The sequence below is a fragment of the Streptomyces daliensis genome (genome assembly GCF_054782395.1).
On sequence record NZ_BAAGSO010000119.1, the window covers coordinates 19,909 to 45,665 of the forward strand.

Below are 25,757 nucleotides of genomic sequence, written 5' to 3' on the forward strand. Positions count from 1 at the left end.
CACGAGCAGCGATGCGACCAGCGGCACGACCACCGGCACGCCGAGCGGCGACGGCGGACGCGCCGAGCTGGCCGCCCGCGCGGGCGCGTTCGCGCGGCTGGCCCTCGCCAACGTCACCCGTGAGTACCCGAACGCCCCGGCCCATCTGATCGCCTCGCCGGACGAGCTGGTGCCGCCCCGCGCGTACCACCCGGCGTTCTACGGCGCCTACGACTGGCACTCGTCGGTGCACATGCACTGGCTGCTGGTGCGGCTGCTGCGCCGGTACCCCGAGCACATCGACACGGGCGCGGTCACCGACGCGCTGGACGCGCATCTGACGCCGGAGGCGCTGGCGGCCGAGGCCGCCTATCTGCGGGCCCATCCCTCCTTCGAGCGGCCCTACGGGTGGGCGTGGCTGCTGGCGCTCACCGCCGAGAGCACCGCTCTCGGAGTGGAGCGGTGGTCCGCGCCGCTCACCGACGCCGCACGCGCAGCGGCCGGCCTCCTGCTCGCCTGGCTCCCCAAGGCCACCTATCCCGTGCGCCACGGCACCCACGCCAACAGCGCCTTCGCGCTCGGCCTGGTCCTGGACAGCGCGGACGCTGCCGGGTTCCCCGAGCTGACGGAGCCCGTCGTGGACCGGCTCCGCACCTGGTTCCTCGACGACCACGGCGCGGCCACCCGCTGGGAGCCCTCGGGCCAGGACTTCCTGTCCCCGCTGCTGTGCGAGGCGGACGCGATGCGCAGGGTGCTGCCGCGTCACGAGTTCGCGCGGTGGCTGACGGACTTCCTGCCCGAGCTGTCCGCGTCCAGGGCCCCTGACGGCTCCGGTGACGCGCCCGCCCCCGCCCTCCTCTCCCCGCCCAGGATCTCCGACCCCGCCGACCCGCAGATCGGCCATCTCCTCGGCCTCTGCCTCAGCCGCGCCGCCGCCCTCAGCTCCCTCGCGGACGCCCTGCCCCAGGGCGACGCGCGGGCCCGTACGCTCGCGGCCGACGCGCGTGCCCACCTCGCCGCCGGGCTCCCCGCGACGGACTCGGGCGACTTCACCACGGACCACTGGCTGGCCACGTTCGCGACGCTCGCCCTGGAGGCGGCCCCCGGCGCCTGACACCGGCGGCCGATCCAGCCGTCCGCCCCAGGCGCCCGACCCGCACCCGGGCCCCGTCAGCCCCCGTCACACCCCTCCGCACCCCTGTCACGGCCCCGCCACGGCCCCGTCGCGAACCGCCGGGGAACCCGACACGGGGGGCGGTGTCCGGGAGGGCCGCCCACGAGATATCTTGATATCGAGACGATGTAGACGTGAAGCGGAGTATCGGTGACTGACTCGACCATCATCTACACGCAAACTGACGAGGCCCCGGCGCTGGCGACGTATTCGTTCCTGCCCGTGGCCCGGGCGTACGCCTCGACGGCCGGGGTCGGTGTCGAGAGCCGCGACATCTCCCTGGCGGGGCGGATCATCGCCGGCTTCCCCGAGTGGCTGACGGAGGACCAGCGCGTCGAGGACGCGCTCGCCGAGCTGGGCGAGCTGGCCAAGACGCCGCAGGCGAACATCATCAAGCTGCCGAACATCTCGGCCTCCATCCCGCAGCTCAAGGCGGCCGTCGCCGAGCTCCAGGAGCAGGGCTACGCACTCCCTGACTACCCGGACGACCCGAAGACCGACGAGGAGCGCGACATCCGCGCCCGCTACGACAAGGTCAAGGGCAGCGCCGTGAACCCGGTGCTGCGCGAGGGCAACTCCGACCGGCGTGCCCCCGCCTCCGTCAAGAACTACGCGAAGGCCCACCCGCACCGCATGGGCGCGTGGACCCCGGAGTCGAAGACGAACGTCGCGCACATGGCCGCCGACGACTTCCGCTCCACCGAGAAGTCCGTGGTCATCGCCGAGGACGGCGCCCTCCGCATCGAGCTGGTGGGCGACGACGGCAACACCACCGTGCTGCGCGAGTCGGTGCCGGTGAAGGCCGACGAGGTCGTGGACGCCGCCGTCATGCGCGTCGGCGCGCTGCGCGAGTTCCTCAAGGAGCAGGTCGCCCGCGCCAAGGCCGAGGGCGTGCTGTTCTCGGTGCACCTGAAGGCCACGATGATGAAGGTCTCGGACCCGATCATCTTCGGCCACGTGGTGCGCGCCTTCTTCCCGAAGACCTTCGCCAAGTACGGCGACAAGCTCGCCGCCGCGGGGCTGACCCCGAACGACGGGCTCGGCGGCATCTACAAGGGCCTGGAGTCGCTGCCCGAGGGCGCCGACATCAAGGCGTCCTTCGACGCCGAGCTGGCCGAGGGCCCGGACCTGGCCATGGTCGACTCGCACCGCGGCATCTCCAACCTGCACGTGCCGAGCGACGTCATCGTGGACGCGTCCATGCCCGCGATGATCCGCACGTCGGGCCACATGTGGAACAAGGACGACCAGGAGCAGGACACCCTCGCCGTCATCCCGGACAGCAGCTACGCGGACGTCTACCAGGTCGTCATCGACGACTGCCGCGCCAACGGCGCCTACGACCCCTCGACGATGGGCTCGGTGCCCAACGTCGGTCTGATGGCGCAGAAGGCCGAGGAGTACGGCAGCCACGACAAGACCTTCGAGGTCCCCGCCACCGGCACGGTGCGGGTCGTGGACGGCAAGGGCGAGGCCCTGCTGGAGCAGACCGTCAGCGCGGGCGACATCTTCCGCGTGTGCCAGACCAAGGACGCGCCGATCCGGGACTGGGTCAAGCTGGCCGTCACCCGCGCCCGCGCGACCGGCGACCCGGCCGTGTTCTGGCTGGACGAGGGCCGCGCGCACGACCGGAACCTGATCGCGAAGGTCGAGCGCTACCTCCCGGAGCACGACACCGAGGGCCTGCGCATCGAGGTCATGTCCCCGACCGACGCGACCGCGTTCTCCCTGGAGCGCATCCGCAGGGGCGAGAACACGATCTCGGTCACCGGCAACGTGCTGCGCGACTACCTGACCGACCTGTTCCCGATCCTCGAACTGGGCACGAGCGCCAAGATGCTCTCGGTCGTCCCGCTGATGAACGGCGGCGGCCTGTTCGAGACCGGCGCCGGCGGCTCGGCGCCGAAGCACGTGCAGCAGCTCGTCAAGGAGAATTACCTGCGCTGGGACAGCCTGGGCGAGTTCCTCGCGCTGGCCGTCAGCTTCGAGCACCTGGCGCAGACGACGGGCAACGCGCGCGCCCAGATCCTCGCCGACACGCTCGACCGCGCGACCGCGACCTTCCTGGAGGAGGACAAGTCGCCGAGCCGCAAGCTGGGCGGCATCGACAACCGCGGCAGCCACTTCTACCTCGCCCTGTACTGGGCACAGGAGCTGGCGAAGCAGACCGACGACGCTCAGCTCGCCGAGGCGTTCGCGGCGCTCGCCGCGACGCTGGCCGAGCAGGAGCAGACGATCGTCGACGAGCTGATCGCCGTGCAGGGCTCGCCCGCCGACATCGGCGGCTACTACCAGCCCGACACGGCGAAGGCGGCGGCCGTGATGCGCCCGTCGAAGACCCTGAACGAGGCGCTCGCCTCGCTGGGCTGACGATGACGAGCGCGCGACGTCACGGCGTCGCGACGTCACACGCGTGAGGGAAGGGGCCCCGGCCCGACCGTCCACGACGACGGCGGCCCGGGGCCCCTTCCTTTCCTCCCGCCCCCACAGGCGCTCAGGGCCGGCCAAGGCGCCGGTCAGTCGTCCTCCGGCGGGAACACCGCCTCGCCGCTGTCCGCGAGGGTGATCGTGATCGCCTCGACGGGGCACCCCTCGGCCGCCTCCAGCACCGTCTCCGAGGGGTCGCGGTCCGGGGTCACCGGGCACGACTGGCGGGCGGAGTCGAGCCGGAAGTCCTCGGGCGCAGTGCCGACGCACATGCCCGAGCCGATGCACAGGCCGCGGTCGACCTCGACGTGCCAGCGGTCCCCCATCGCGCTCAGCCCTCCGCCCCGTCCGCGGCCCCGGCTCCGGCTCCGGCTCCGCCCCCGTCGGCCGGGAGGTGGATCATCTTGTGCTCCAAGTACTCGCCGAAGCCCTCGGGCCCGAACTCCCGCCCCAGGCCCGAGTTCTTGTAGCCGCCGAAGGGGCCGAGCATGTCGAGACTGAAGGTGTTGACCGAGTACGTGCCGGTGCGGACCCTGCGCGCGATGTCCGTGCCGTGCGCGACGTCGGCCGTCCACACGCTGCCCGAGAGCCCGTAGTCGGAGTCGTTGGCGATCCGCACCGCCTCCGCCTCGTCCTCGTAGGGGATGAGGCAGATGACGGGCCCGAAGATCTCCTCGCGGGCGATCCGCATCCCGTTGCCGACCTCGCCGAAGAGCGTGGGTTCGACGTACCAGCCGGTGGACTGCGCGGCCGGACGTCCGCCGCCCGTGAGGACCTTGGCGCCCTCCTCCTGGCCGAGCGCGATGTAGTCGAGGGAGCGCTGCCGCTGGCGTTCGGCGACGAGCGGGCCCACCTCGGTGGCCGGGTCCATGGGGTCGCCGACGACCAGGGCAGATGCCGCGGCGGCGAAGCGGTCCGCGATCTCCGCGTAGTGGCTGCGGGGCGCGAGGATGCGGGTCTGGGCCACGCACGCCTGGCCGTTGATCATCCACGCGAAGGGCACGATGCCCGCGACGGCCGCGTCGAGGTCGGCGTCGGGCAGGATGACGGCGGCCGACTTGCCGCCCAGCTCCAGCGTGACGCGGGTGAGGTTGCGCGCGGCGACCTCCATGACCCGCTTGCCGGCGGCGACGGAGCCCGTGAAGGAGACCTTGTCGACGCCGGGGTGCCCGACCAGGTACTCGCTCACCTCGCGGTCGGCGGGCAGGATCGACAGCACGCCCTCGGGCAGCCCGGCCTCGGTGGCGATCTCGGCCAGTACGTACGCGTCCAGCGGCGTCTCCGGCGAGACCTTCAGCACGGCCGAGCAGCCCGCGAGCAGCGCGGGCGCGAGCTTGGCCGCCGCCGTGAACTGCGGGACGTTCCACGGGACCACGGCCGCGACGACCCCGACCGGCTCGCGCCGCACGAGCAGCGGCCCGAGCACCCCGGCCCTGCGCTCCTCGTAGGGGAAGTCGCGCGCGACGGTGAGGGCCGAGTCCCAGACCATCATCGCGGCGAGGGACTGCACCATCACGCCGGAGGTGTAAGGGGTGCCGTTCTCGGAGCTGATGATCCGGGCGATCTCGTCGCTGCGCACGGCGATGGCATCCTTGATGCGGGTGACGACCTCGATCCGCTCCGCCAGGGGGCGGTCGGCCCAGACCCCGGAGTCGAAGGACTCGCGCGCGGCGGCGACGGCGCGGTCCACGTCCTCCCGCGAGGCGTGCGGCACCCGTCCGATGACCTGCTCGCTGTGCGGCGAGACCACCTCGATGGTGTCCGTACCGGCCGGGTCGGTCATCCTGCCGCCGATGTAGAGCTGTCCGTGCTCGATGAGGTCGGTCATGGCCCTGCCTCCCACGCTGACTGCCACTGGCACTGCCTGCCGTGTACGGGTGTCGGGTACGGGTCCTGCGTATGGGTGCTGCGTACGGGTGTTGGCTGACGACTGAAGCTGTTGGCTGATGGCGCGGCGCCCGGACGCCCGGCAGCCGCCCGGCCGAGCTTTCCTGACGCCGCATCAGAACTGATACCAGTTCCACTTCCAGGAGTCCACGGCACGGACCGCCCCGAACGACCGCCCGAACGTCCGCCCCCGGCCCACTGGTTGAGCATGCACTGAAACTGGTTCTAGTTATAGTGGGCGGTGCGCGCGCTCCGACGACGAGGGGACCCGGCCATGACGAACGCACCGCACACACCGCAGGTGACCGATCACGGCGGTGGGGTGTGGAGCATCCCCGTGCCCATTCCGGACAACCCCCTCGGCCACACCCTCGTCCACCTCCTGGACACCGGCAGGGGGCCCGTACTGATCGACACGGGCTGGGACGACCCGGCCTCGTGGGACGCGCTCGAACGGGGGCTGGCCGCGTGCGGTACGTCGATCGCCGATGTGCACGGCGTGCTGGTCACCCACCACCACCCCGATCACCACGGCCTGTCGGGGCAGGTGCGCGAGGCGTCCGGGGCGTGGATCGCCATGCACGAGGCGGACGCCGCCGTCGTACGACGCTCCCGCGAGACCGACCCGCACCGGTGGCTCGACTACCTCGCCGCGAAGCTGACGGCGGCCGGTGCCCCCGACGCGCACACGGCGCCCCTGCACGAGGCGCGGGCCGGGGGACGGATGCGGCGGATGCCGGGCGGGCGGGGCGCGCTGCCCGACCGGGAGATCGTGCCCGGTGAACTGCTGGACCTGGCCGGGCGCAGGCTCCGCGCGATCTGGACCCCTGGGCACACGCCGGGCCACGTCTGCCTGCATCTAGAGGAGCGCCATCCGGGGCGCGGCCCCGCGGGCGGCGAGGTGGACGTGCCGCAGGGGAACGGGCGGCTGTTCTCCGGGGACCACCTCCTCCCCGGCATCACCCCGCACATCGGCCTCTACGAGGACCCTGACGACGCCGCGCTCGCCGACCGCGGCGACCCCCTCGGCGACTACCTCGCCTCCCTGGAGCGCATAGCGGCGCTCGACCCCGCCGAGGTGCTGCCCGCGCACCAGTACGCCTTCGCGGACGCGGCCGGGCGCGTACGGGAGCTGCTGACGCACCACGCGGAACGGCTGGCCTCGCTGCGCACCCTCCTCACCGGGCGTCCCCTCACGCCGTGGGAGCTGGCGGAGTCGATGGAGTGGAACCGGCCGTGGGCCGAGATCCCGTACGGCTCCCGCAACATCGCCGTCGCCGAGGCCGAGGCACACCTGCGGCGCCTGGTGAAGCTGGGTGAGGCCGAGGCGACGGTGGGCTCGGACCCGGTGACGTACCAGGCGACGAGCTGACGAGCCGACGAGCCGACGCCGCCCGCTCAGGGGCCCGGGGGCTCCTCGGGGGCCCCGGCTACAGTGGACGGTGCAGACATCGCCTCCGTCCGGGGGAAGCCGGTGGGACTCCGGCGCTGACCCGCAACCGTGAACGGTGTCTCCGCGCGCCCGCGTCGGCCCTGCCGGTCGCACCGCCGCGCGCGAGGACACCGTGAGCCGGAGCACCCGGCAGGAGGCAAGGCTCCCGTGGCCGCCGCTCCCGCCGTACGGCGAGGGGCGCGGTCACCGGCACCGTCGAGGTATACGGAGCCGAGCCCGGTGTGCCGCCGCCCGGACCGAGTCCGCGCGGCGGGGCGGCCGTGCCCGGCTGCGGACCGCTCCGCCCACCGAAAGGCACCCGTCATGTTCCTGCGCCGCATGTTCCTGCGCCGCAGCGCCGCGGCTCTCGCCGCCTCCGCCGTGCTCTGCGCGGTCGCCGCGCCCGCGGCCCTCGCCGACGCATCTTCCGCGCCGAAGGACCCGTCCTCCGGCGCCGGGAAGCTGCCGGACGGGCGCGGGCTCTACGGGAAGGCCGACCCGAAGTTCGACGGGGTGTGGCGGCAGTCCGTCGCCCTCCTCGCCCTCGACGCGGCGGGCGCCACACCGGCGCCCGAGGCCGTCGACTGGCTCGCGGGCCAGCAGTGCGCCGACGGCTCCTTCACCGCGTACCGTGCCGACACCGGCAAGGAGTGCGACCCGAAGAAGACCCCGGGCGACACCAACGCCACCGGCGTCGCCGTCCAGGCGCTGTCGGCCGTCGGCGGCAGGAGCGCGGCCGTGAAGAAGGCGGTGGACTGGCTGGAGTCCGCGCAGAACGAGGACGGCGGCTGGGGCTACACCTCGGGCAGCCCCTCCGACGCCAACTCGGTCTCCGTCGTCATCGGCGCCCTCGCGGCGGCGGGCCGCGACCCCGGCAAGACGGTGAAGGAGGGCAAGACGCCGTACGACGCGCTGCTCTCCTTCCAGCTCGGCTGCGACGCGAAGGTCACAAAGGGCACGGAGGACGCGAAGAAGGGCCAGTTCGGCGCCTTCGCCTACCAGCCCGGCAAGGACGGCACGCTCGCGCCGAACGACGATGCGACGGCCGCCGCCGCGCTCGCGGGCCTCGGCGAAGGGCTGCTGGTCTCCGCGAAGGGCAGTAACTCCGCGCTCACGCCCCTGACCTGCGACAAGGACGGCGACGGGGACATCGGCGACGGCCCGGAGAAGGCGGCCGGTGCGGGCGCCGCGTATCTCGCGTCCGTACTGAAGAAGAACGGCGGCCACCTCGACTCCGTGCTGCCCGGCGCCGAGGGGCAGCCCGACTACGCCAACACCGCGGACGCCGTCGTCGCGCTGGCGGCGGGCGGCCACCGCGACGAGGCGAAGAAGCCGCTCGGCTGGCTGCGCGAGAACCTGTCCAAGTGGGACAAGGCCGACGACGACCCGGCCGCCATCGGCGGCCTGATGCTCGCCGTGCACGCGACGGGCGGCGACGCGGCCACGCTCGGCGGCACCGACCTCCTCAAGCGCCTCAACGCCACCGGGCCCCGCCCGGCGAAGATGCCGGACGCGTCGGACTCCGCGAAGTCCGACGAGGGCGAGGGCGACGGCGGCGGCACCGTGCTGTTCTGGTCCATGATCGGCGCGGGTCTGGCGGCGGGCGCGGGCATCGGCATCATGCTGAGCGGCCGTCGCAAGCGGCAGGGACTGTGACGATGGCCGGGACGACTGCTGACGCGATGTCCGCGCCGACGAGAGCACGTTCACCGCACACGGGCCGCGCGCTGCTGGTGCTGCTCGCCGGTCTCCTGGCCCTGCTCGCCGGCCAGGCACCGGCGGCGCACGCGGTACCGGCCGCGAAGGACGGCTACCGCTACTGGTCCTTCTGGGAACAGGACGGGAAAGACTCGTCCTGGTCGTACGCGACGCAGGGCCCCTCCGTGCTGCGGCCCGCCGACGGCGACGTGCTCGGCTTCCGCTTCGCCGTCAGCGAGGACTCCAAGGACGCCGCGACCCCGCGCGGCACGGCGGGCTTCGACACCGTGTGCGGGGACACGGACGCGAAGTCCGGCACCAAGCGCGTCGCCCTCAGCATCGACTTCGGCACCGCGTCGGACGCGCCGGGCGGCGAGAAGCCGCCGAAGGCGCGTACCGCCTGCGCGCGGGTCGGCGAGGACGCGACGGCCGCCGAGGCGCTCGCGGCCGTCGCCGAGCCCCTCCGCTACAACTCCGACTCGCTCCTGTGCGCCATCGACGGCTACCCCGCCAAGGGCTGCGGCGAGCAGACCTCCGGCGACGGCGACGGCGACAGCGACGACACCGGGGACGACACGGGAGACCGGGCCGCGCAGGACAGCGGTGACGACGAGGGCGGCGAAGGGCTGTCCACGGGCCTCGGCGTCGCGGCGGGCATCGCGACGGTCGCCGCACTCGGCGCGGCAGCGCTCTGGCAAGCCCGTCGCCGCCGCACATGACCCCCGGCACCCCCCACCGGAGCGACGCGCTGCACCCGGGGGCCTGGTGGATGTGGGCGCTGGGCCTGGCCGTCGCCGCCTCGCGGACGACGAATCCGCTGCTGCTCGCGCTGCTGATCGCCGTCGCGGGCTACGTCGTGGCCGCGCGCCGCACGGACGCGCCCTGGGCGCGCTCGTACGGCGCGTTCCTCAAGCTCGGGCTGCTCGTCCTGGGCATCCGGCTCGTCTTCGCCTTCTTCCTCGGCTCGCCCGTCCCCGGCAGCCACGTCCTGGTGACGCTGCCGGAGGTTCCGCTCCCCGAGTGGGCGCGGGGCGTGCGCGTCGGGGGGCGAGTCACGGCGGAGGGCATGGTGTTCGCGTGCTACGACGGGCTGAAGCTGGCCACCCTGCTCATCTGCCTCGGCGCGGCCAACGCCCTCGCCAACCCGGCCCGGCTCCTCAAGTCCCTGCCGGGCGCGCTCTACGAGGCGGGCGTCGCCGTCGTCGTCGCGCTCACCTTCGCGCCGAACCTCGTCGCCGACGTCCAGCGGCTGCGTGCCGCGCGCCGTCTGCGCGGGCGTGACGACAAGGGCGTACGGGCGCTGCTCCAGGTCGGGCTGCCGGTGCTGGAGGGCGCGTTGGAGCGCTCTGTGGCGCTGGCCGCCGCGATGGACGCGCGGGGTTACGGGCGCGCGGCGGAGGTGCCGCGCGCCGTGCGCCGTACCACGGCCGCGCTCACGCTCGGCGGGCTGCTGGGGGTCTGCGTCGGCACGTACACGCTGCTGGCGGCGCAGGGCGCGGCGTACGGGACGCCGTTGCTGTGCGTGGGCGTCGTCCTCGCGCTGGCCGGGCTGTGGCTGGGCGGGCGGCGCAGTATCCGTACCCGCTACCGCCCTGACAGGTGGGGCGCGCGGGCATGGCTGGTCTCCGCCTCGGGGGCGGCGGTCGCGACGGCCATGATCTGGGCGAGCGGCGCGTATCCGGGCGCGCTGCACCCGCCCGCCGTGCCGCTGACGGCGCCCTCCTTCCCCCTGTGGCCGGCGGCCGCGGCACTGCTCGGGCTGCTGCCCGCTCTCGTGGCCCCCGCGCCAGGGCCCAGGTCCGGGGCCGCCCGCCCACCGTCCGACGGGGGCATCGACGACCCGGCTCCGAACACGTACCCGTACCCGTACCGCCTGCGCCCCGCCCGTGGCGCGCGGTCCAGCACCGAGGAGTCCGCACAGTGATCCGCTTCGAGCAGGTCTCGGTCACGTACGAGGGGCGGGCCGAACCCGCGCTCCAGGGCGTCGATCTGGAGATCCCCGAGGGCGAACTGTGCCTGCTCGTCGGCCCGTCGGGCGTGGGCAAGTCCACCCTCCTGGGTACCGTCTCCGGGCTCGTCCCGCACTTCACCGGGGGCACCCTGCGCGGCAGGGTGACGGTCGCGGGCCGTGACACGCGGACGCACAAGCCGCGCGAGCTGGCCGACGTCGTCGGCAGCGTCGGCCAGGACCCGCTGGCCCACTTCGTCACCGACACCGTCGAGGACGAACTCGCCTACGGCATGGAGTCCCTGGGCCTGCCCCCTGGCACGATGCGCCGCCGCGTCGAGGAGACCCTGGACCTGCTGGGCCTCAACGAGCTGCGGGACCGGCCGATCGTCACCCTCTCCGGCGGCCAGCAGCAGCGGGTCGCGATCGGCTCCGTCCTCACCCCGCACCCCCGGGTCCTCGTACTCGACGAGCCGACCTCGGCACTCGACCCGTCGGCCGCCGAGGAAGTGCTCGCCGTGGTCCAGCGCCTGGTGCACGACCTGGGGACGACGGTGCTGATGGCGGAGCACCGGCTGGAGCGGGTCGTGCAGTACGCGGACCAGGTGCTGCTGCTGCCGGGTCCCGGCGCGCCCGCCGGGCTCGGCGATCCCGCCACGCTGCTGGCGGCCTCCCCCGTCCAGCCGCCCGTGGTCGAACTGGCCGCGCTGGCGGGCTGGTCGCCGCCGCCGCTGTCCGTACGGGACGCGCGGCGCGGGGCTTCCGCGCTGCGGGAGCGGCTGGCGGCCCTTACGCCTCCGGCCGACGGACCGCCGGAAGGCCGCCGACGCCCGCGAGGCGATGGCGACGGCACATCCGCGCCGCAGGAACGGCTGACAGACCGTACGCCCCCGGCCCCCGCGGCCGACCAGCCGCCAACCGGCCCGGCGCAAGCAGACCCCGCGCCGGAAGGCCGCATGCAGGGAGGCCGCCGCACGCGAGACGGGGGCGACAGTACGCCCGCGCTCCCGGAACGACCGACAGACCACACGCCCCCGGCCCCCGCGGCCGACCAACCGCCAACCAGCCCGGCGCAAGCAGACCCCGCGCCGGAAGGCCGCATGCAGGGAGGCCGCCACACGCGAGACGGCGGCGACAGTACGCCCGCGCTCCCGGAACGACCGACAGACCACACGCCCCCGGCCCCCGCGGCCGACCAACCGCCAACCAGCCCGGCCCAGACAGGCCCCCGCATCCGGGGAGGCCGCCGCTCACGAGACGGCGGCGACGGCGTCAGCGCCGGTGCCGGTACCCGTCCCGGTGCCCGTGCTGGCACCGAGGCCGCGTCCGCCGCGACGCCCCTCGCCGCGCTCTCCCGGCTCTCCCTGCGCAGGGGCCCCGTGACGGCGCTGCGCGAGGTGGACCTGACCGTGCGCCCCGGCGAGACGGTGGCCCTGATGGGCCGCAACGGCGCGGGCAAGTCCAGCCTCCTCAACACCCTCGTCGGCGTCCACGCGCCCACGTCAGGCAGCGCGTCCGTCGGCGCGGAACGGCTCACCCCGCACCGGACGCGGCCCGCCGAACTGCTGCGGCACGTGGGGCTCGTACCGCAGGAGCCGCGCGATCTGCTGTACGCGGACACGGTGGCCGCCGAGTGCGAGGCGGCCGACGCGGACGCGGGCACCGCCGCCGAGCCCGGCGCCTGCCGCGCCCTGGTCTCGACGCTGCTGCCCGGAGTCTCCGACGCCACCCACCCGCGCGACCTGTCCGAGGGCCAGCGGCTGGCCCTCGCCCTCGCGGTGATCCTCACGGCACGGCCGCCCCTGCTGCTGCTCGACGAGCCGACGCGCGGCCTGGACTACGCGGCCAAGTCCCGCCTCGTCGGCGTGCTGCGCGGCCTCGCGGCCGAGGGGCACGCCATCGTGCTGGCCACGCACGACGTGGAGCTGGTCGCCGAGCTGGCGCACCGCGTCGTGATCCTCGCCCAGGGCGAGGTCGTGGCCGACGGCCCCACGGCCGAGGTCGTCACCTCATCGCCCTCCTTCGCGCCCCAGGTGTCCAAGATCCTCGCCCCCACCCCCTGGCTGACCGTCCCCCAGGTGCGCGCCGCGCTGGAAGCGGAGGGACCCCGATGACCGGCACGACGAGCCCGCGCCCCGTACGGGCCGTACGGGCCGTGCGGCTCGGGCCCCGTTCCGTCGCCGCGCTGCTGCTCGTGTCCCTCGCGGGCGTCGCCGCCTTCGGGTGGCCGCTGCTCGCCGACTCGGCGTCCGGGCTCGCGCACTCCGAGGACGCGCCCTGGCTGTTCGCCGCGCTGCTGCCGCTGCTGCTCGCCGTCGCCGTCGCGACCATCGCCGACACCGGACTCGACGCGAAGGCCGTCGCGATGCTCGGCGTACTCGCCGCTGCCGGGGCCGCGCTGCGCCCGCTGGGCGCGGGGACGGCCGGACTGGAGCCGATGTTCTTCCTGATGGTGCTCTCGGGCCGGGTGCTCGGGCCCGGGTTCGGCTTCGTGCTGGGCGCGCTCTCGATGTTCGCGGGCGCGCTGCTCACGGGCGGGGTCGGGCCGTGGATGCCGTTCCAGATGCTCACCATGGGCTGGGTCTCGATGGGCGCCGGGCTCCTCCCCGGCCCCGCCCGGCTGCGCGGGCGCCGCGAACTGCTGCTCCTGTCGGCGTACGGTGCCGTCGCCGCGCTGCTCTACGGGCTGGTGATGAACCTCCAGGGCTGGCCCTACATCGCGGGCATGGGCTCCGGCGTCTCCTTCGTCCCCGGCGACCCGCTGCCGGAGAACCTGGCGCGGTTCGTCGCCTACGTACTGGCCACGTCCCTGGGCTGGGACGTGCCCCGCGCCCTGCTCACCGTCGTCCTCACCCTCACCCTCGGCGGCACCGTCCTGCGCGCCCTGCGCCGTGCGACCCGCCGGGCCGCGTTCGAGGCACCGGTGCGCTTCGAGGCGCCCGCGCCCTAGCCGAGCCCCTTCACAGCCGCTGGAGGATCGTCGCCGTGGACAGCGCGCCGCCCGCGCACATGGCGATGAGCGCGAACTCCTTGTCCCGGCGTTCCAGTTCGTGCAGCGCCGTGGTGATCAGCCGGGCGCCCGTCGCGCCGACGGGGTGACCCAGGGCTATGGCGCCGCCGTTGACGTTGACCTTCTCCAGGTCCTGTTCGAAGACCTGGGCCCAGGAGAGGACGACGGAAGCGAACGCCTCGTTGATCTCCACGAGGTCGATGTCCTTGAGGGACATGCCCGCCTTGCCGAGCACCGCGCGGGTCGCGTCGACGGGACCGTCGAGGTGGAAGTGCGGGTCGGCGCCGACCAGTGCCTGCGCGACGATGCGCGCCCGAGGCTTCAGCTTCAGCGCCCGCGCCATCCGCTTGGACGCCCACAGCACCGCGCTGGCCCCGTCGGAGATCTGCGAGGAGTTCCCGGCGGTGTGGACGGCCGTTGGCATCACGGGCTTGAGGTTTCCCAGTGCCTCCATGGACGTGTCGCGCAGCCCCTCGTCGCGCTCGACGTGGCGCCACATGCCCTGGCCGCCCGCCTGCTCCTCCTCGGTCGTGGGCACCTGCACGGCGAACGTCTCGCGCTTGAAGCGCTCCTCGGCCCAGGCGGTGGCGGCGCGCTCCTGGGAGAGCAGCCCGAGGGAGTCGACCCGTTCCCTGCTGAGGCCGCGGTGGCGGGCGATGCGCTCGGCCGCCTCGAACTGGTTGGGCAGGTCGACGTTCCACTCGTCGGGGAAGGGCTTGCCAGGGCCGTGCTTGGAGCCGCTGCCGAGCGGAACCCGCGACATGGCCTCGACGCCGCAGCCGATCCCGACGTCGATGACGCCGGCGGCGACCATGTTGGCGACCATGTGGTTGGCCTGCTGCGAGGAGCCGCACTGGCAGTCGACGGTGGTCGCGGCCGTCTCGTACGGGAGGCCCATGGCCAGCCAGGCGTTGCGGGCCGGGTTCATGGACTGCTCCCCGGCGTGGGTGACGGTCCCGCCGACGACCTGTTCGACGCAGTCGGCGTGGATGCCGGTGCGGCCGAGGAGTTCGCGGTAGGTCTCGCCCAGCAGGTAGGCGGGGTGGAGGTTGGCGAGGGCCCCTCCGCGCTTGCCGATCGGGGTGCGTACTGCTTCGACGATGACGGGTTCTGCGGCCATGGAGCGTCCTTCCGGGGCGGCAGCGGGGGCAACCGGGGCAGGGCACCAGGTCTCTTCCGGTGGGTCCCGGCACCGGAAGGGCCCTAGTAGTACGCGTTCTAGTTCCGCAAACAGTCTTATGAGCCCCGCCCCCGCCGCGCAAGGGTCGTGCAAGGGGCGTGCACGAGAAGCGCACACAGCCCGTACGCAATCCCTCACGCCGCGACCCTTGCCACTTGTAGAACCCGTTACTACCTTCATGGCCGAATCTGATGGGCCGTCAGACATGGAGTGGAGCTGCCGATGTCCTCCTGCCCCGCGATGCCCGAGCTGCCCGAGGGGTTCGACTTCACCGACCCCGACGTGTACCAGGAACGCGTCCCCGTACCGGAGTTCGCGCTGCTGCGGCAGACGGCTCCCGTCTGGTGGAACGCCCAGCCGCACGGACTGGCCGGGTTCGACGACGACGGCTACTGGGTGGTGACCCGGCACGCGGACGTCAAGGAGGTCTCGACCCGGCCCGAGATCTACTCGTCCACCACCAACACCGCCATCATCCGCTTCGGCGAGCACATGACCCGCGAACAGCTCGACGTCCAGAAGCTGATCATGCTGAACATGGACCCGCCCGAGCACACCCGCGTCCGCCAGATCGTCCAGCGCGGCTTCACCCCGCGCGCGATACGCGCCCTGGAGACCGCGCTGCGCGATCGCGCGGGCCGCATCGTCGAGACCGCGAAGGCCCAGGGCACCGGGGACTTCGTCACCGACATCGCGTGCGAACTGCCGCTCCAGGCCATCGCCGAGCTGATCGGCGTCCCGCAGGACGACCGCGCCAAGATCTTCGACTGGTCCAACAAGATGGTGGCCTACGACGACCCCGAGTACGCCATCACGGAGGAGATCGGCGCCGAGTCGGCCGCCGAACTCGTCTCCTACGCGATGACCATGGCCGAGGCGCGCAAGGAGTGCCCCGCCAAGGACATCGTCAGCCAGCTCGTGGCGGCCGAGAGCGAGGGGAACCTCAGCTCGGACGAGTTCGGCTTCTTCGTGATCCTGCTGGCCGTCGCGGGCAACGAGACCACCCGCAACGCCATCAGCCACGGCATGCACGCCTTCCTCACCCACCCCGGGCAGTGGGAGCTGTTCAAGCGCGAGCGCCCGGAGACGGCGGCGGAGGAGATCGTGCGCTGGGCCACCCCGGTGGTCTCCTTCCAGCGCACCGCCACCCAGGACACCGAGCTGGGCGGCGCCGCGATCAAGGCGGGCCAGCGCGTCGGCATCTTCTACTCCTCCGCCAACAACGACCCCGAGGTCTTCGAAGAGCCCGGCACCTTCGACATCACCCGCGATCCGAACCCCCATCTGGGCTTCGGCGGCGGAGGCCCGCACTTCTGCCTGGGCAAGAGCCTCGCGGTGCTGGAGATCAACCTCATCTTCAACGCCATCGCCGACGTCCTCCCCGACATCTCCCTCGCGGGGGACCCGAGGCGGCTGCGCTCGTCCTGGCTGAACGGGATCAAGGAGCTGCGGGTGGCTTACGCGTAGGGCGCGCCTCGGCGCGGGCGCTGGACGCGGCCGTTCCCGGTGCCGGTTCCGGTCCCAGCTCCCGTTCCGGTTCCGTCGGCGCGCTCGTCGCGGCCCGCGTCGCCGCCGTGAACCGCCGCCCCAGCCAGCAGCCCGCGGCGACGACGGCGGCGCCGCCCACCGCGTCGAGCAGATAGTGGTTGGCGGTGGCCAGCACCACGAACGTGGTCAGCAGCGGGTACAGGACGCCCAGCGTCCGCAACAGCGGTCGGCGCGTCACACGCAGCACGACCACCGCGCACCACAGCGACCAGCCGACGTGCAGGGAGGGCATCGCCGCGTACTGGTTCGACAGCTCCGTCAGCGCGCCGAAGTCCGGGTCCGAGAGGTCCTGCGGGCCGTGCGCGGTGTCGACGTAGCCAAGGCCCGGCATCAGCCGGGGCGGCGCCAGCGGGTACAGCCAGAAGCCGATCAGCCCCAGGAGCGTGGCCAGGCCGAGCGCGGTGCGCGCGGCGCGGTACTCGGCGGGACGGCGCACGTAGAGACAGGTCAGCAGGACGCCGGGGACGAGGAAGTGGAAGGTGGTGTAGGAGAAGTCGGCAGCGGCCTCCAGCCAAGGGGTGCGCGCGGTCAGCCGGTTGAGCGCGTGCTCCACGTCGATCCGCAGCACCGACTCGATGCCCAGGATCTGGCTCCCGTGGTGCTCGGCTGTGCCGCGCGCGTCGGGCGCGTGGCCGCGCACGTACGAGTACGCCCAGTACCCGAAGCGGATCAGCAGCAGCTCCAGCATCAGATTGGGGCGGCCGAGCGGGCCCGAGCGCTCGGGCGCGTCCCACAGCGGTGAGGCGCGCGGCAGGAACGGGAGGGCGCAGGCCGCCAGCAGGGCCGCGAGCAGCGGGGCGTTGGCGGCGACGGCGGACAGTCCGGGCAGGTGGGGGACCAGCGCGTCCCCGTCGAGCGACATCACCAGCACGACGAACACCGGCCACACCAGCCGGTCGGCCCTGCGCCGTCCCACCCGCCCGACGACGGCCAGCAGGATCCACAACTGCTGGTGCTGCCAGGCGGTGGGCGAGACCGCGACGACCGCGCACCCGGCGACGGCCGCGGCCAGCAGCGGCTGCCCGTCGCGGGCGTAGCGCACGGCGCGGCGCAGCGCGCACCAGCAGACCGCGCCGGCCAGCACCACGAGCAGCACGGTCTCCAGGGGCCCGCGCAGCCCGACCCTGAGCAGGGCGCCGTGCACCGACTGGTTGGCGGTGGCGTCGGCCGGATCGCCGAGCCCGGTGCCCGCGAGGTGGTGCACCCAGTACGTCCAGGAGTCGGCTGGCATGGCGGCCCAGGCCAGTGCCGTACCGGCGGCGAAGGTGCCCAGGGTGCCGAGCGCGGCCCGGCGGCGGCCCGTCGCCCACAGGAGGGGGACGAAGAGCAGCACGGCGGGCTGGAGCACGGCGGCGAGACCGATCAGCACTCCGGCCCAGCGGCTCCGCGCGGCCGAACCTCCCACGCGTTCCGCGCGCACACGTCCCGCGCGCTCCCCGTCGACCAGGCGCAGCCAGCCGACGAGCACCAGCAGCACCGGGAGGATGCTGGTCTGCCCGAGGTGGAAGGTGTTGCGCACCGGCACCGAGAGCATCAGCAGCCCCAGCGCGACGGGCACGGCGAACAGCACGGTACGGCGTGCGGCGGGGTGCGAAACGGGCTGCGGCAGCGCCCGTACGGCCACCACGCCGACGGCGGCGACGAGCAGCAGCGTCCCGAACGTCCAGGCCACGCCGAGCCCTTGCTCGGCGGCGCGGGTCAAGGGCCGGAGCACCAGGCCCGCGAACGGCGTCCCCGTGAAGGGCGTAGGCCCGTCGTAGAGGGAACCGCGCGCACGCAGGACGCCGTTGTCGCCGATCCAGGCGAGCAGGTCGCTCAGCCGCTCGTCCGGCGGCAGCCGCAGCACCGCGGCGGCCTGCCGTACGGCCAGCGCCGCCGCCAGCAGCCAGAGCGCGGCCAGCGCCATGCCCCCGCGCGACCCGAGCTGTTCCGCCAGCCTCGTGCGGGCCCCGTCGCCTCTGCCCGCGCCCCGGCCCGTTCCCCCCGCCGTGTCCGCCACCACGCCCCGTCGTCCCCGATCTCTCCGCAGGTCTTCCCCGGTTCGTCACCCGGGCGGTCAGACGCAAGAAACCTGTTGGTCACCTGACACGCACGGGCGGCGAAGGGCAAGAGGGGCCGGGGGCGGAGAATTCCACTGCTGTTTCCCTGACGGACAGATTCCGAACGGTGATCGCTGCGAAGATCTGGATCCGCTCGCCCGTAATAGGCGAGGGAGTACAGAATTCCTCGCATTCACAGGGCAGGGCATGACCACTGAAGAAGTGTCGGCACATTCGGCGGCTCCGCCGCTTCCGGAATCCCCCATTCCCGCGCCTCGACCGGAATCAGGGCCAGCGGACAAGTCCCGGAACTCGCAGAACTCCCAGCAGAAGCCGTTACGCCGTGCGCACCGTGACGACATCGATCTGCTGCGCGTCATCTGCGCCTTCTCGGTCATCGTCGGCCACGTCGGCGGCGAATGCATGGCGGCGGTCGGCAAGAGCGCGGAGAACGGGCGCGCCGTCTACTGGACGGGGCTGTTCCTCGACTCGGTGACGAGCTGGGCCGTCCCCCTGTACTTCGCCATCGCGGGCTGGGCGGTCCTGGTGGGCGCGCCCCCGAGGAACGGCGGGACGCTGCGCAAGCGCTCCCTGCGCATGATCGTCCCCGTCGGCATCTGGTCGGCGCTCTATCTCGCCTGGGGCTGGTGGCGGGACACGAACGAGCGGCCGCTGCCGAAGCTGGCCCTGGACGCCGTGTTCGGCACCGTCCAGCCCGCTTACCACCTCTGGTACTTCTACGCCCACGTCCCGCTGATCCTGATCCTGGGCTTCGTGATGCTGCTGAAGGCCGGGCAGCGCCCCTGGGGCGTGGTCGCGGCGCTGGCGGTCGTCTCGGCCGGTCCCACCGTCTTCAGCGACCTGGCGCGGCTCACCGGCTGGGACGTGCCGCACTTCGGCTGGCAGGCCGGGACCTACTCGCTGGTGTACGCCGTGGTCGGCGCCCTGCTGCTCAGCCTCCCCGCGACGAGGCGCGGGCACCGCCGCTGGTGGCTGGCGGGCGCGGTGGTGGCGCTGGGCGCCGTGCTGTGGTCCCAGGACCGGATCCACTTCGTGATCCCCAACGCCAGCGTCTTCGTCGCAGCGCTCAGCGTCTGCGCGCTGCTCGCGGTCAACGGGGTGCGCGTTCCGGAGCGGGTACGTCCGCTCCTGGCCAGGCTGACGGACGCGGGGCTGGGCGCGTTCATGTTCCATGTGTTCCTGCTGAAGGCTTTCGCGCCCTCGCTCGTCTCCGACGGCCACGGCTGGCTGGGCGCTGCCGGTGCCGCGGCTGCCCTGACCGTCGTCACGGTGGTGCCGTCGTTCGGCCTGAGCATGCTGTGGGGGCGGCTCGGACTGCGGCGCTTCCTGGGCTGAGCGGGCTGAGCCGGACGGCTCGACGCGACGGGCAGGGGACGCCGCTTCTGCCGCGTCCCCTGTCCGTCGCGTCCTCCCCCGGTCCCCTACGGGATGGCGTCCGGCGGCATGGGCACGGCGCCGCCCGCCCGGGCGGGGCCGTCGTCGCGCCGCAGCCTGTGCTGCGCTGCGCGAACGCGGCGTCCCGCCCAGCGCGCGGAGGGGCTGCTGCGCAGCAGCCGCGCGCGGACCGACGTACCGCCGCCGGGCAGGACGAGCGCGGTCAGGCGGCGGCGCTTGAAGTAGCGGGCCGTGGTCTCGTCCAGGTGGGCCGACAGCCAGGCGACGGCCTCCTCGCGCAGGAGCGGGTAGAGCTTCGCCTGCATGCAGTAGCCCACCGTCCGCACCAGCGCGGCGAGTTCACCGGTCTTCTCCCCGATGGCGGACGCCGACGCGAGCGCGGACGCGGGGTCCGCGTCTCCCTCCAGATCGGGCACGGCGTAGTCGACGATGGTGACGGGCACCCGGTTGCTGTTCTGGTAGGGCGTCAACCGGTCCAGGAGCGGTTCCGTGCCGACCCGCGCGATGGCGATGCCGTAGTAGGCCGCCGCCGTCAGCAGCGCGGTGGAGAAGCAGCCCACGACCAGGGTGGGGCGGCAGCGCGCGTAGACGGCCTCGGCCAGCACAGGGCCCTCCAGCACGTGCAGCCGCACTCCGGCCTGTGCCGCCGCCTTCTCCAGCAGGTGGGAGTAGCGGGCGGGGGCCGTGGGGTGGGGCTTGAACACCAGGCACGCGTGGCCCGCGGCGACCGCTCCTTCGAGCATCCGCACATGGAGGTCTTCCTCCTCCTCCGGCGTGAGGATGTTCAGCGCCGCGAGGTACTGGCCCAGCAGCACGGCGGTCGGCCCGTCAGCGGCGACCCGCTCCAGCTCGGGCTCCCCCGCCGCCGCCTCGCCCAGTTCGCCGAGCACCTTGGTGAAGGCGTCGTCGGGCACCGTCTCGGAGGGCACGCCGTGCTCGGTCAGCAGCAGGGGGCGCAGCCCCGGCACCAGGTCCAGGTGCAGCAGCCGCTTGACGCGGCAGCCCAGCGACTGCGGCAGGCGGTCCCTCGTCGGGCCGTAGCTCATCAGGCCGTCGGCGTAGACGTGGACGACGCTGCCTCCGAAGGCCGTGGCCAGCGCCTTGGCGGGGTTGGCGTGCACGGACTCCACGACCAGCTCGACGGGCGCGTCCCCGAGGGACCACAGGGTCCGGAACATCCGCTCCCAGATGGGCGATTCGTCGCGCGGCGGGGCCCATGTGCTCGGGTGGTGGGGGCGGATGGCGTCGTTCCAGTCGACGGTCTCGTCGAAGCGCTCCGCGAGGCCGCCGAAGCCGTTCATGCTGACCAGCGGGGTCGCCGCCTCCGGGACCGCCGAGTTGTTGGACACCAGGAGGATGCGGCGCGCCGCGTCGCGCGGGCCGAACTGTCCGGCGTCGAGCGAGGCGGCGAGGGTCGCGGCGCCGTAGAGCGTGGAGACCTCGAAGATCTGGACGGTACGGGTGGACCGGGCGGACTGGCCGGACTGGGCGGACCGGGCGCCACGGCCGGACGGAGCAGTCGGGACGGACATGGTCAGGCCGCCTTCCCCGTCGTCGCCGGGCGGAAGCGCCGCAGCGTGTCGGCTCGCCGGTCGTCCATGGTGGCCAGGGTCGCGTCCAGCACGTCCTGGGGCATGCCCCGCAGCGCGGCGGTCGCGCTCTTCTTCAACTGCCTGGCGACGGGCGCGTGGTAGCGCCCGATGCGGGCGAGATGGAACTCGATCAGCGCGCAGTAGGTGCGCACCGCCTTGGGCAGGAAGCGCTCACCCTCGGGGTCGGCGGCGAGGTCGGCGAGCAGCGCGTCATGGGCGGGGATGAAGTCCAGTTGCCGCGCGTCGCGTATCTGGGTGAGTGAGGTGGCCACCCCGCGCCGGTAGAACACGCCGAGCAGGCCCGTCGCCGCGAACGACCGTGCCTTCAGGTGCAGTCGCCAGGTCCACAGCCGGTCCTCCGCGGTACGCAGGTCGGTGGCGAACCGCATCGCGCCGTCGTCGAACAGGCGGCGGTGGTAGACACCGGCCCAGACGAAGGGGTAGTCCACCATCGTCTCCGCGTGCGGCGAGCCGATCACGTCGCGCGGGTCCAGCACCGTGTCCCGCGCCGGTGCCGGGGCCCGGCGCACGACGCGCTGGGTGCCGGTGCTCTGCACGTGGTCGGTGCGCAGGAAGTCGCAGTCCAGGTCCTTGATGGTGCGCGTGAGCGCGTCGAGGTAACCGGGGCCGTACCAGTCGTCCCCGTCGAGGAAGGTGAGGTAGCTGCCGCGCGCGGCGTCGATGCCGCTGTTGCGGCTCTGCGCGATGCCCCTGTTCTCCGGGTGCCGGATGACCGTGGCGCCGGGGAGGCGGCTCTCCCAGCGGTCGAGGATCTCGGGGGTGGCATCGGTGGAGCAGTCGTCGACGAGGATGAATTCCGTTTCGGGCCCCGCGTTGTGGGCGAGACTCCGTAAGGTTTCTTCCGCGAATTCCTGTACGTTGTGACACGGAACAATGACGGAGAGTTCAGGCATGTGCGATCCAGGCGGTACGGCGGGACGAATAACGGAGGGAATCCGACGGGAGCGGCGAAAGGCCCGGGCGAAGAAGCGGAGGCCGACCAGCCGGAAACGGAAACGCGGAGGTCCCGGAATAGCATCGGTCGACGCGTCCGGAACTTCAGAGTAAGCGCATGCCTGGATGCTTTGACGAGTGATTTCAGTGGCCCGAAATAGCCTGCCGCGGCAACTGGATGGGCATAGAACCTAATTTCGGGCAGTTGCCCACATCATCGATGAATTCTCTGTGATACATGTCACAGCAGCGGAATGCCGGCTCTTCCTGCTTCAGGTGGGGGCAACGGTCGCCAAGTGCTTGATCGATCTGGTGGAACACGCCGCCCTGGTCGATGCCTGGGGGAATGATCGCGGCTAGCGTGGAAAGCGAGGCTTCGAGGATCGCGGAGGCAGGGATTGGTTCCTGCCTCAGTCACGCCCGCGATGTCGCGAGGAGTCCGGTGTGCCGTGCGCCGTTGGTCGCCTCGTGGCGCCCTTTCGTGATCGTCGCTATGTGCCGCGGAGCATCTCCGCGAGTCGCGACAGCGTACCCTCGTTGCGTTTGTAGTGGATCCACTTGCCGACCCGTGTGGCCTGTACCAGGCCTGCCCGCTCGAGGGTTGCCATGTACGAGGAGACTGTCGATTGCGCCAGCCCCGACTTGGCCTGCAGATGGCTGACGCAGACTCCGACCTCGTCCCGGTCGGCTATCGGCTCCCACTGAGCGAACTCGCCGTGAGGGTCCCGCAGCCAGTCCATGATTTGCAGCCGTGCAGGGTTCGCCAGCGCCTTCAAGGCCTCGACCGCAGCCAGAGGGGGCTCGTTCTCCGCGTCGCCTCCTGAGTTCGTTGCCTGTGACGTCGCCACGGTCACCTCCTCACCTCTCACACACCATCGTATCTCGATGTGACGAACCGAGTTCATCCCCAGCCACGCATTGACACATCGCGATATCACGATATGTTTGTTGCGTTCACGCCCCTCCGGTATCTGTCGCGCAACTGCCGTCCGCCGCGAACACCGGGGATACACAAGAGGAAGTACACGATGTCTGAGAGCAGCAAGCCGTTGATCGTCGTCGCGGGTGCCACTAGCAAGCAGGGAAGGAGCGTCGCCACCTCCTTGCTTGAGAGCGGCAGGTTCCGAGTGCGAGCCCTGACCCGAGACGCCGGCTCTGCCCAGGCCCGGAGCCTGGCAGGACTGGGAGCGGAGATCGCCGAGGTTCCTCTCGCGCTGGGTCACCAGCGCGAGCTCGTCGACGCGTTCAGATCGGCCGAGGGGGCCTTCCTGATGACCCCGCCCATCGCGCCGCCCTCCACCGAGGAGTTCCCTCTCGGGCGCCAACTTGCCGATGCAGCGGTCGAGGCCGGAGTGATACACGTCGTCTTCAGTGCTCTCGAGAACGTCGACGAGCGGTCCTCGGGCACCAAGTACGCCCCGCACTTCACCGACAAGGCGCTCATCGCGGAGTACATCCGGACTCTGCCGATCGCGCACACCTTCATCATGCTCTCGTTCTTCTACACCAACGCGCTGGAGTACTACCCCCCGCGCATCGATGGTGACACGGTGCTCATGCCTTTCTACCTCCCCGAAGACTTCCGTGCCCCGTTCGTGGACCCACTCACCGCGACCGGGCCGGCCGCCCTCGAAGTGTTCTCCAACCCCGACACCTACCGCGGCGCCTGTCTGCCGGTCGTGGGGGACGTCATCTCCCCAGCCGAGATGGTCGAGGAGTTCTCCCGCGTCACCGGACTCAAAGCCGAATACCGCAGCGCCTACTCTCGCGAAGACCTGCTGACCTACTTCCCCGCGCTGGGAGAGAACCCTCTGTTGGTCGACGAGACCCTCGGCATGGTCCAGTACGCGGTCGACCTCGGATACTTCCGAGACGACCGCGACACGACGTGGAGCCGGCGCATCGATCCCAACACGCTGAGCTGGGAACAGTTCCTCCGCAAGACCGACTGGCATGGCCAGCCGGTCACCTTTGGTCACTAGACCCATCGCCGACGAGATCAGACACGCGCCATTCGGGAAAGCCTCGACGTTGTCTGAGCCCGTGGCGCGTGCCGCTGCGCGCTGCCATCACGCCAACACCTACTGCGTGAACTGCGACCTGCTCGTCGGTCTCGACGATCTCCACGTGATTGACGTCGACCCGGGTGATGGCGACCGATTGACTGTTCGGGTCGAGTCGGCGCGGATGGTGATGGGCTGCCGGACCTGCGGCGCGATCGCTCACTCCCACGGTCGACGCGAGGTGGTCCTAACCGACGCACCTTGCTTCGACCGGCCCGTGAAGATCGTGTGGCGCAAGCGGACCTGGCGCTGTGTCGAACCGGCCTGCCCGGTCGGCACGTTCACCGAGCAGAACCATACGGTGGCCGAGCCGCGGGCGCTGCTCACCGTGCGGGCGTACTGGTGGGCGATCCGACAATTGCGGCGTGAGCACGCCTCCGTGCGCGGGATCGCCCGCCAGCTCGGCACGACATGGAACACGGTGTGGACCTCGATCCGTCCCCTGCTCAAGGCGATGGCCGATGACGACACGCGGTTCGACGGGGTCACCCGGCTCGGGGTCGATGAGCATGTCCGGCACCATGTCAGCGAACGACCCATCGACCAAGGGGGTCGCGGGCCGAAGATGCTGGGCGGGATGGTCAACCTGACCACCGACGCGAAGGGAAGGACACGAGCCCGGCTCTGCGCCCAGCAACTGCGAGCCGCCTACCAGGCCGACAGTCCCGCCGAGGGACGCAAGATCGCCGAGAAGGTCCTCGCTACCTTCCCGACGTGCCCGATCAAGGAGATCAAGCGACTCGGCAAGACGCTGCGGCAATGGCGCGAAGCCTTCCTCGCCTACTTCGACACCGGCCGCGCCAACAACGGCGGCACAGAGGCCATCAACGGACTCATCGAACTCCAACGCCGCATCGCACGAGGCTTCCGCAACCGCGATCACTACCGACTACGCATGCTGCTCATCGGAGGCGGACTCACCAGCCCCCACCTGAAGTAGGAAGAGCCGGAATGCCTGGTTCAGCCAGGGGCCGGGGAACGGGGCGGGGAAACGCGGCCGGGGAACCACCGCCACGGCACCGCGACACCGCGAAGTCTCCCGTCAGCGCCTTCTCCTGGGCGGGTACACGAAGCCGCGCGCCGGCCCTGACGGCCATCCGACCGGTTGCGGCGGCTGCCGCAGCGGGCGGGCGCCGCTGAGTTCGACGACGACCGCGACCAGGGTGTCCGCCGTGATGTCGAGGCGGCCGTCGGGGTCGGCCTGGTCGTAGACCCGCCACTCCCCCGACGCGTCGCGGGGGTCGACCGGCGCGACGACACCCGGGAGCGCCAACCTCCGCATCGCGGCGTCCACCCGCCGCGCTTCCTCCGCGTTCACGTCCCCACCTTTCCGGAGCCTCCGGGCACCCTAGTGCGTTTCCGGCACGGCCGGTCACCGCCGACCGGGCGTATGGCGGAATGCCCGCACGG

The 25,757-nt window shown here is 72.4% G+C and carries 20 protein-coding genes and 1 riboswitch; of the genes, 12 read left to right on the plus strand and 8 right to left on the minus strand.

Features of this window, described 5'->3' with window-relative positions:
- Positions 1-67 precede the first annotated feature (67 nt).
- Positions 68-1,093, plus strand: a complete 1,026-nt coding sequence (locus ACYVOO_RS33540; RefSeq protein ID WP_461019655.1) for a DUF2891 family protein — start codon at positions 68-70, stop codon at positions 1,091-1,093.
- A 210-nt stretch (positions 1,094-1,303) separates the two neighbouring features.
- A complete protein-coding gene (locus ACYVOO_RS33545; protein ID WP_461019497.1) occupies positions 1,304-3,523 on the plus strand; it encodes an NADP-dependent isocitrate dehydrogenase in 2,220 nt (739 codons plus the stop codon).
- A gap of 146 nt (positions 3,524-3,669) precedes the next feature.
- Here the strand turns inward: ACYVOO_RS33545 and ACYVOO_RS33550 are convergent, their stop codons facing one another.
- A complete protein-coding gene (locus tag ACYVOO_RS33550; protein WP_461019498.1) occupies positions 3,670-3,906 on the minus strand; it encodes a ferredoxin in 237 nt (78 codons plus the stop codon).
- A 5-nt stretch (positions 3,907-3,911) separates the two neighbouring features.
- Positions 3,912-5,408 (minus strand): aldehyde dehydrogenase, encoded by a 1,497-nt coding sequence (locus tag ACYVOO_RS33555; RefSeq protein WP_461019499.1) that lies wholly within the window; start codon positions 5,406-5,408, stop codon positions 3,912-3,914.
- 333 nt (positions 5,409-5,741) lie between these two features.
- On the opposite strand from ACYVOO_RS33555, the gene ACYVOO_RS33560 reads away from it, so the two are divergent.
- The 6 genes from ACYVOO_RS33560 (at position 5,742) to ACYVOO_RS33585 (ending at position 13,495) form a co-directional block, all read left to right on the plus strand.
- Positions 5,742-6,839 carry an MBL fold metallo-hydrolase gene (locus ACYVOO_RS33560; RefSeq protein WP_461019500.1) on the plus strand — a complete coding sequence of 366 codons (1,098 nt, stop codon included), beginning with the start codon at positions 5,742-5,744 and terminating at the stop codon, positions 6,837-6,839.
- 93 nt (positions 6,840-6,932) lie between these two features.
- Positions 6,933-7,032, plus strand: a riboswitch (cobalamin riboswitch).
- A gap of 191 nt (positions 7,033-7,223) precedes the next feature.
- Positions 7,224-8,555 (plus strand): prenyltransferase/squalene oxidase repeat-containing protein, encoded by a 1,332-nt coding sequence (locus ACYVOO_RS33565; protein WP_461019501.1) that lies wholly within the window; start codon positions 7,224-7,226, stop codon positions 8,553-8,555.
- Between the two features lie 2 nt (positions 8,556-8,557).
- The gene (locus ACYVOO_RS33570) at positions 8,558-9,316 is read left to right on the plus strand and encodes an SCO2322 family protein (RefSeq protein WP_461019502.1); all 759 of its coding nucleotides are present in this window, start codon (positions 8,558-8,560) and stop codon (positions 9,314-9,316) included.
- Positions 9,313-10,521 (plus strand): CbiQ family ECF transporter T component, encoded by a 1,209-nt coding sequence (locus ACYVOO_RS33575; RefSeq protein ID WP_461019503.1) that lies wholly within the window; start codon positions 9,313-9,315, stop codon positions 10,519-10,521. Before ACYVOO_RS33570 ends, ACYVOO_RS33575 begins: the two co-directional genes overlap by 4 nt.
- Entirely contained in the window at positions 10,518-12,659 is a 2,142-nt protein-coding gene (locus ACYVOO_RS33580; RefSeq protein WP_461019504.1) for an ABC transporter ATP-binding protein, read from the plus strand. The genes ACYVOO_RS33575 and ACYVOO_RS33580 overlap by 4 nt, the downstream gene beginning before the upstream one ends.
- Positions 12,656-13,495, plus strand: a complete 840-nt coding sequence (locus ACYVOO_RS33585; protein ID WP_461019505.1) for an ECF transporter S component — start codon at positions 12,656-12,658, stop codon at positions 13,493-13,495. Before ACYVOO_RS33580 ends, ACYVOO_RS33585 begins: the two co-directional genes overlap by 4 nt.
- A 10-nt stretch (positions 13,496-13,505) precedes the next feature.
- Here the strand turns inward: ACYVOO_RS33585 and ACYVOO_RS33590 are convergent, their stop codons facing one another.
- Positions 13,506-14,675 (minus strand): steroid 3-ketoacyl-CoA thiolase, encoded by a 1,170-nt coding sequence (locus ACYVOO_RS33590; RefSeq protein ID WP_461019506.1) that lies wholly within the window; start codon positions 14,673-14,675, stop codon positions 13,506-13,508.
- A 282-nt stretch (positions 14,676-14,957) separates the two neighbouring features.
- Between ACYVOO_RS33590 and ACYVOO_RS33595 the strand changes: the two genes are divergently transcribed.
- Positions 14,958-16,202: a cytochrome P450 gene (locus ACYVOO_RS33595; protein ID WP_461019507.1), complete on the plus strand. Its 1,245-nt coding sequence runs from the start codon at positions 14,958-14,960 to the stop codon at positions 16,200-16,202.
- Here the strand turns inward: ACYVOO_RS33595 and ACYVOO_RS33600 are convergent.
- Positions 16,174-18,189 carry a bifunctional glycosyltransferase 87/phosphatase PAP2 family protein gene (locus ACYVOO_RS33600; RefSeq protein WP_461019656.1) on the minus strand — a complete coding sequence of 672 codons (2,016 nt, stop codon included), beginning with the start codon at positions 18,187-18,189 and terminating at the stop codon, positions 16,174-16,176. The two genes, ACYVOO_RS33595 and ACYVOO_RS33600, sit on opposite strands and share 29 nt — an antisense overlap.
- 340 nt (positions 18,190-18,529) lie before the next feature.
- Here ACYVOO_RS33600 and ACYVOO_RS33605 point away from each other — a divergent pair, with 340 nt between their 5' ends.
- Positions 18,530-19,678, plus strand: a complete 1,149-nt coding sequence (locus tag ACYVOO_RS33605) for an acyltransferase (RefSeq protein WP_461019508.1) — start codon at positions 18,530-18,532, stop codon at positions 19,676-19,678.
- An 86-nt stretch (positions 19,679-19,764) separates the two neighbouring features.
- Here ACYVOO_RS33605 and ACYVOO_RS33610 read toward each other — a convergent pair whose 3' ends face one another.
- From ACYVOO_RS33610 to ACYVOO_RS33620, 3 genes are all read right to left on the minus strand, one after another.
- Positions 19,765-21,270, minus strand: a complete 1,506-nt coding sequence (locus ACYVOO_RS33610; protein WP_461019509.1) for a polysialyltransferase family glycosyltransferase — start codon at positions 21,268-21,270, stop codon at positions 19,765-19,767.
- Between the two features lie 2 nt (positions 21,271-21,272).
- A complete protein-coding gene (locus ACYVOO_RS33615; protein WP_461019510.1) occupies positions 21,273-22,244 on the minus strand; it encodes a glycosyltransferase family 2 protein in 972 nt (323 codons plus the stop codon).
- A 531-nt stretch (positions 22,245-22,775) separates the two neighbouring features.
- Positions 22,776-23,024: an ArsR/SmtB family transcription factor gene (locus ACYVOO_RS33620; RefSeq protein WP_369696871.1), complete on the minus strand. Its 249-nt coding sequence runs from the start codon at positions 23,022-23,024 to the stop codon at positions 22,776-22,778.
- A gap of 288 nt (positions 23,025-23,312) precedes the next feature.
- Here ACYVOO_RS33620 and ACYVOO_RS33625 point away from each other — a divergent pair, with 288 nt between their 5' ends.
- Together ACYVOO_RS33625 and ACYVOO_RS33630 are read left to right on the plus strand one after the other, a co-directional pair.
- Positions 23,313-24,266, plus strand: coding sequence for an NmrA/HSCARG family protein (locus ACYVOO_RS33625; RefSeq protein WP_385223362.1), 954 nt, complete (start codon positions 23,313-23,315; stop codon positions 24,264-24,266).
- Between the two features lie 61 nt (positions 24,267-24,327).
- Complete coding sequence (locus ACYVOO_RS33630; RefSeq protein WP_461019511.1) at positions 24,328-25,287, plus strand: transposase; 960 nt, start codon at positions 24,328-24,330, stop codon at positions 25,285-25,287.
- A 102-nt stretch (positions 25,288-25,389) separates the two neighbouring features.
- Here ACYVOO_RS33630 and ACYVOO_RS33635 read toward each other — a convergent pair whose 3' ends face one another.
- On the minus strand, positions 25,390-25,665 hold the full coding sequence (locus ACYVOO_RS33635; protein WP_461019512.1) for a hypothetical protein: 276 nt from the start codon (positions 25,663-25,665) through the stop codon (positions 25,390-25,392).
- Positions 25,666-25,757 lie beyond the last annotated feature (92 nt).

Coding starts and splice junctions, on each gene's coding strand:
- ACYVOO_RS33625 (WP_385223362.1), top strand. CDS start 23,313: ATGTCTGAGAGCAGCAAGCCGTTGATCGTCGTCGCGGGTGCCACTAGC.
- ACYVOO_RS33595 (WP_461019507.1), top strand. CDS start 14,958: ATGTCCTCCTGCCCCGCGATGCCCGAGCTGCCCGAGGGGTTCGACTTC.
- ACYVOO_RS33615 (WP_461019510.1), bottom strand. CDS start 22,244: ATGCCTGAACTCTCCGTCATTGTTCCGTGTCACAACGTACAGGAATTC.
- ACYVOO_RS33555 (WP_461019499.1), bottom strand. CDS start 5,408: ATGACCGACCTCATCGAGCACGGACAGCTCTACATCGGCGGCAGGATG.
- ACYVOO_RS33570 (WP_461019502.1), top strand. CDS start 8,558: ATGGCCGGGACGACTGCTGACGCGATGTCCGCGCCGACGAGAGCACGT.
- ACYVOO_RS33565 (WP_461019501.1), top strand. CDS start 7,224: ATGTTCCTGCGCCGCATGTTCCTGCGCCGCAGCGCCGCGGCTCTCGCC.
- ACYVOO_RS33550 (WP_461019498.1), bottom strand. CDS start 3,906: ATGGGGGACCGCTGGCACGTCGAGGTCGACCGCGGCCTGTGCATCGGC.
- ACYVOO_RS33560 (WP_461019500.1), top strand. CDS start 5,742: ATGACGAACGCACCGCACACACCGCAGGTGACCGATCACGGCGGTGGG.
- ACYVOO_RS33600 (WP_461019656.1), bottom strand. CDS start 18,189: ATGGCGCTGGCCGCGCTCTGGCTGCTGGCGGCGGCGCTGGCCGTACGG.
- ACYVOO_RS33590 (WP_461019506.1), bottom strand. CDS start 14,675: ATGGCCGCAGAACCCGTCATCGTCGAAGCAGTACGCACCCCGATCGGC.
- ACYVOO_RS33575 (WP_461019503.1), top strand. CDS start 9,313: ATGACCCCCGGCACCCCCCACCGGAGCGACGCGCTGCACCCGGGGGCC.
- ACYVOO_RS33585 (WP_461019505.1), top strand. CDS start 12,656: ATGACCGGCACGACGAGCCCGCGCCCCGTACGGGCCGTACGGGCCGTG.
- ACYVOO_RS33620 (WP_369696871.1), bottom strand. CDS start 23,024: ATGGACTGGCTGCGGGACCCTCACGGCGAGTTCGCTCAGTGGGAGCCG.
- ACYVOO_RS33610 (WP_461019509.1), bottom strand. CDS start 21,270: ATGTCCGTCCCGACTGCTCCGTCCGGCCGTGGCGCCCGGTCCGCCCAG.
- ACYVOO_RS33605 (WP_461019508.1), top strand. CDS start 18,530: ATGACCACTGAAGAAGTGTCGGCACATTCGGCGGCTCCGCCGCTTCCG.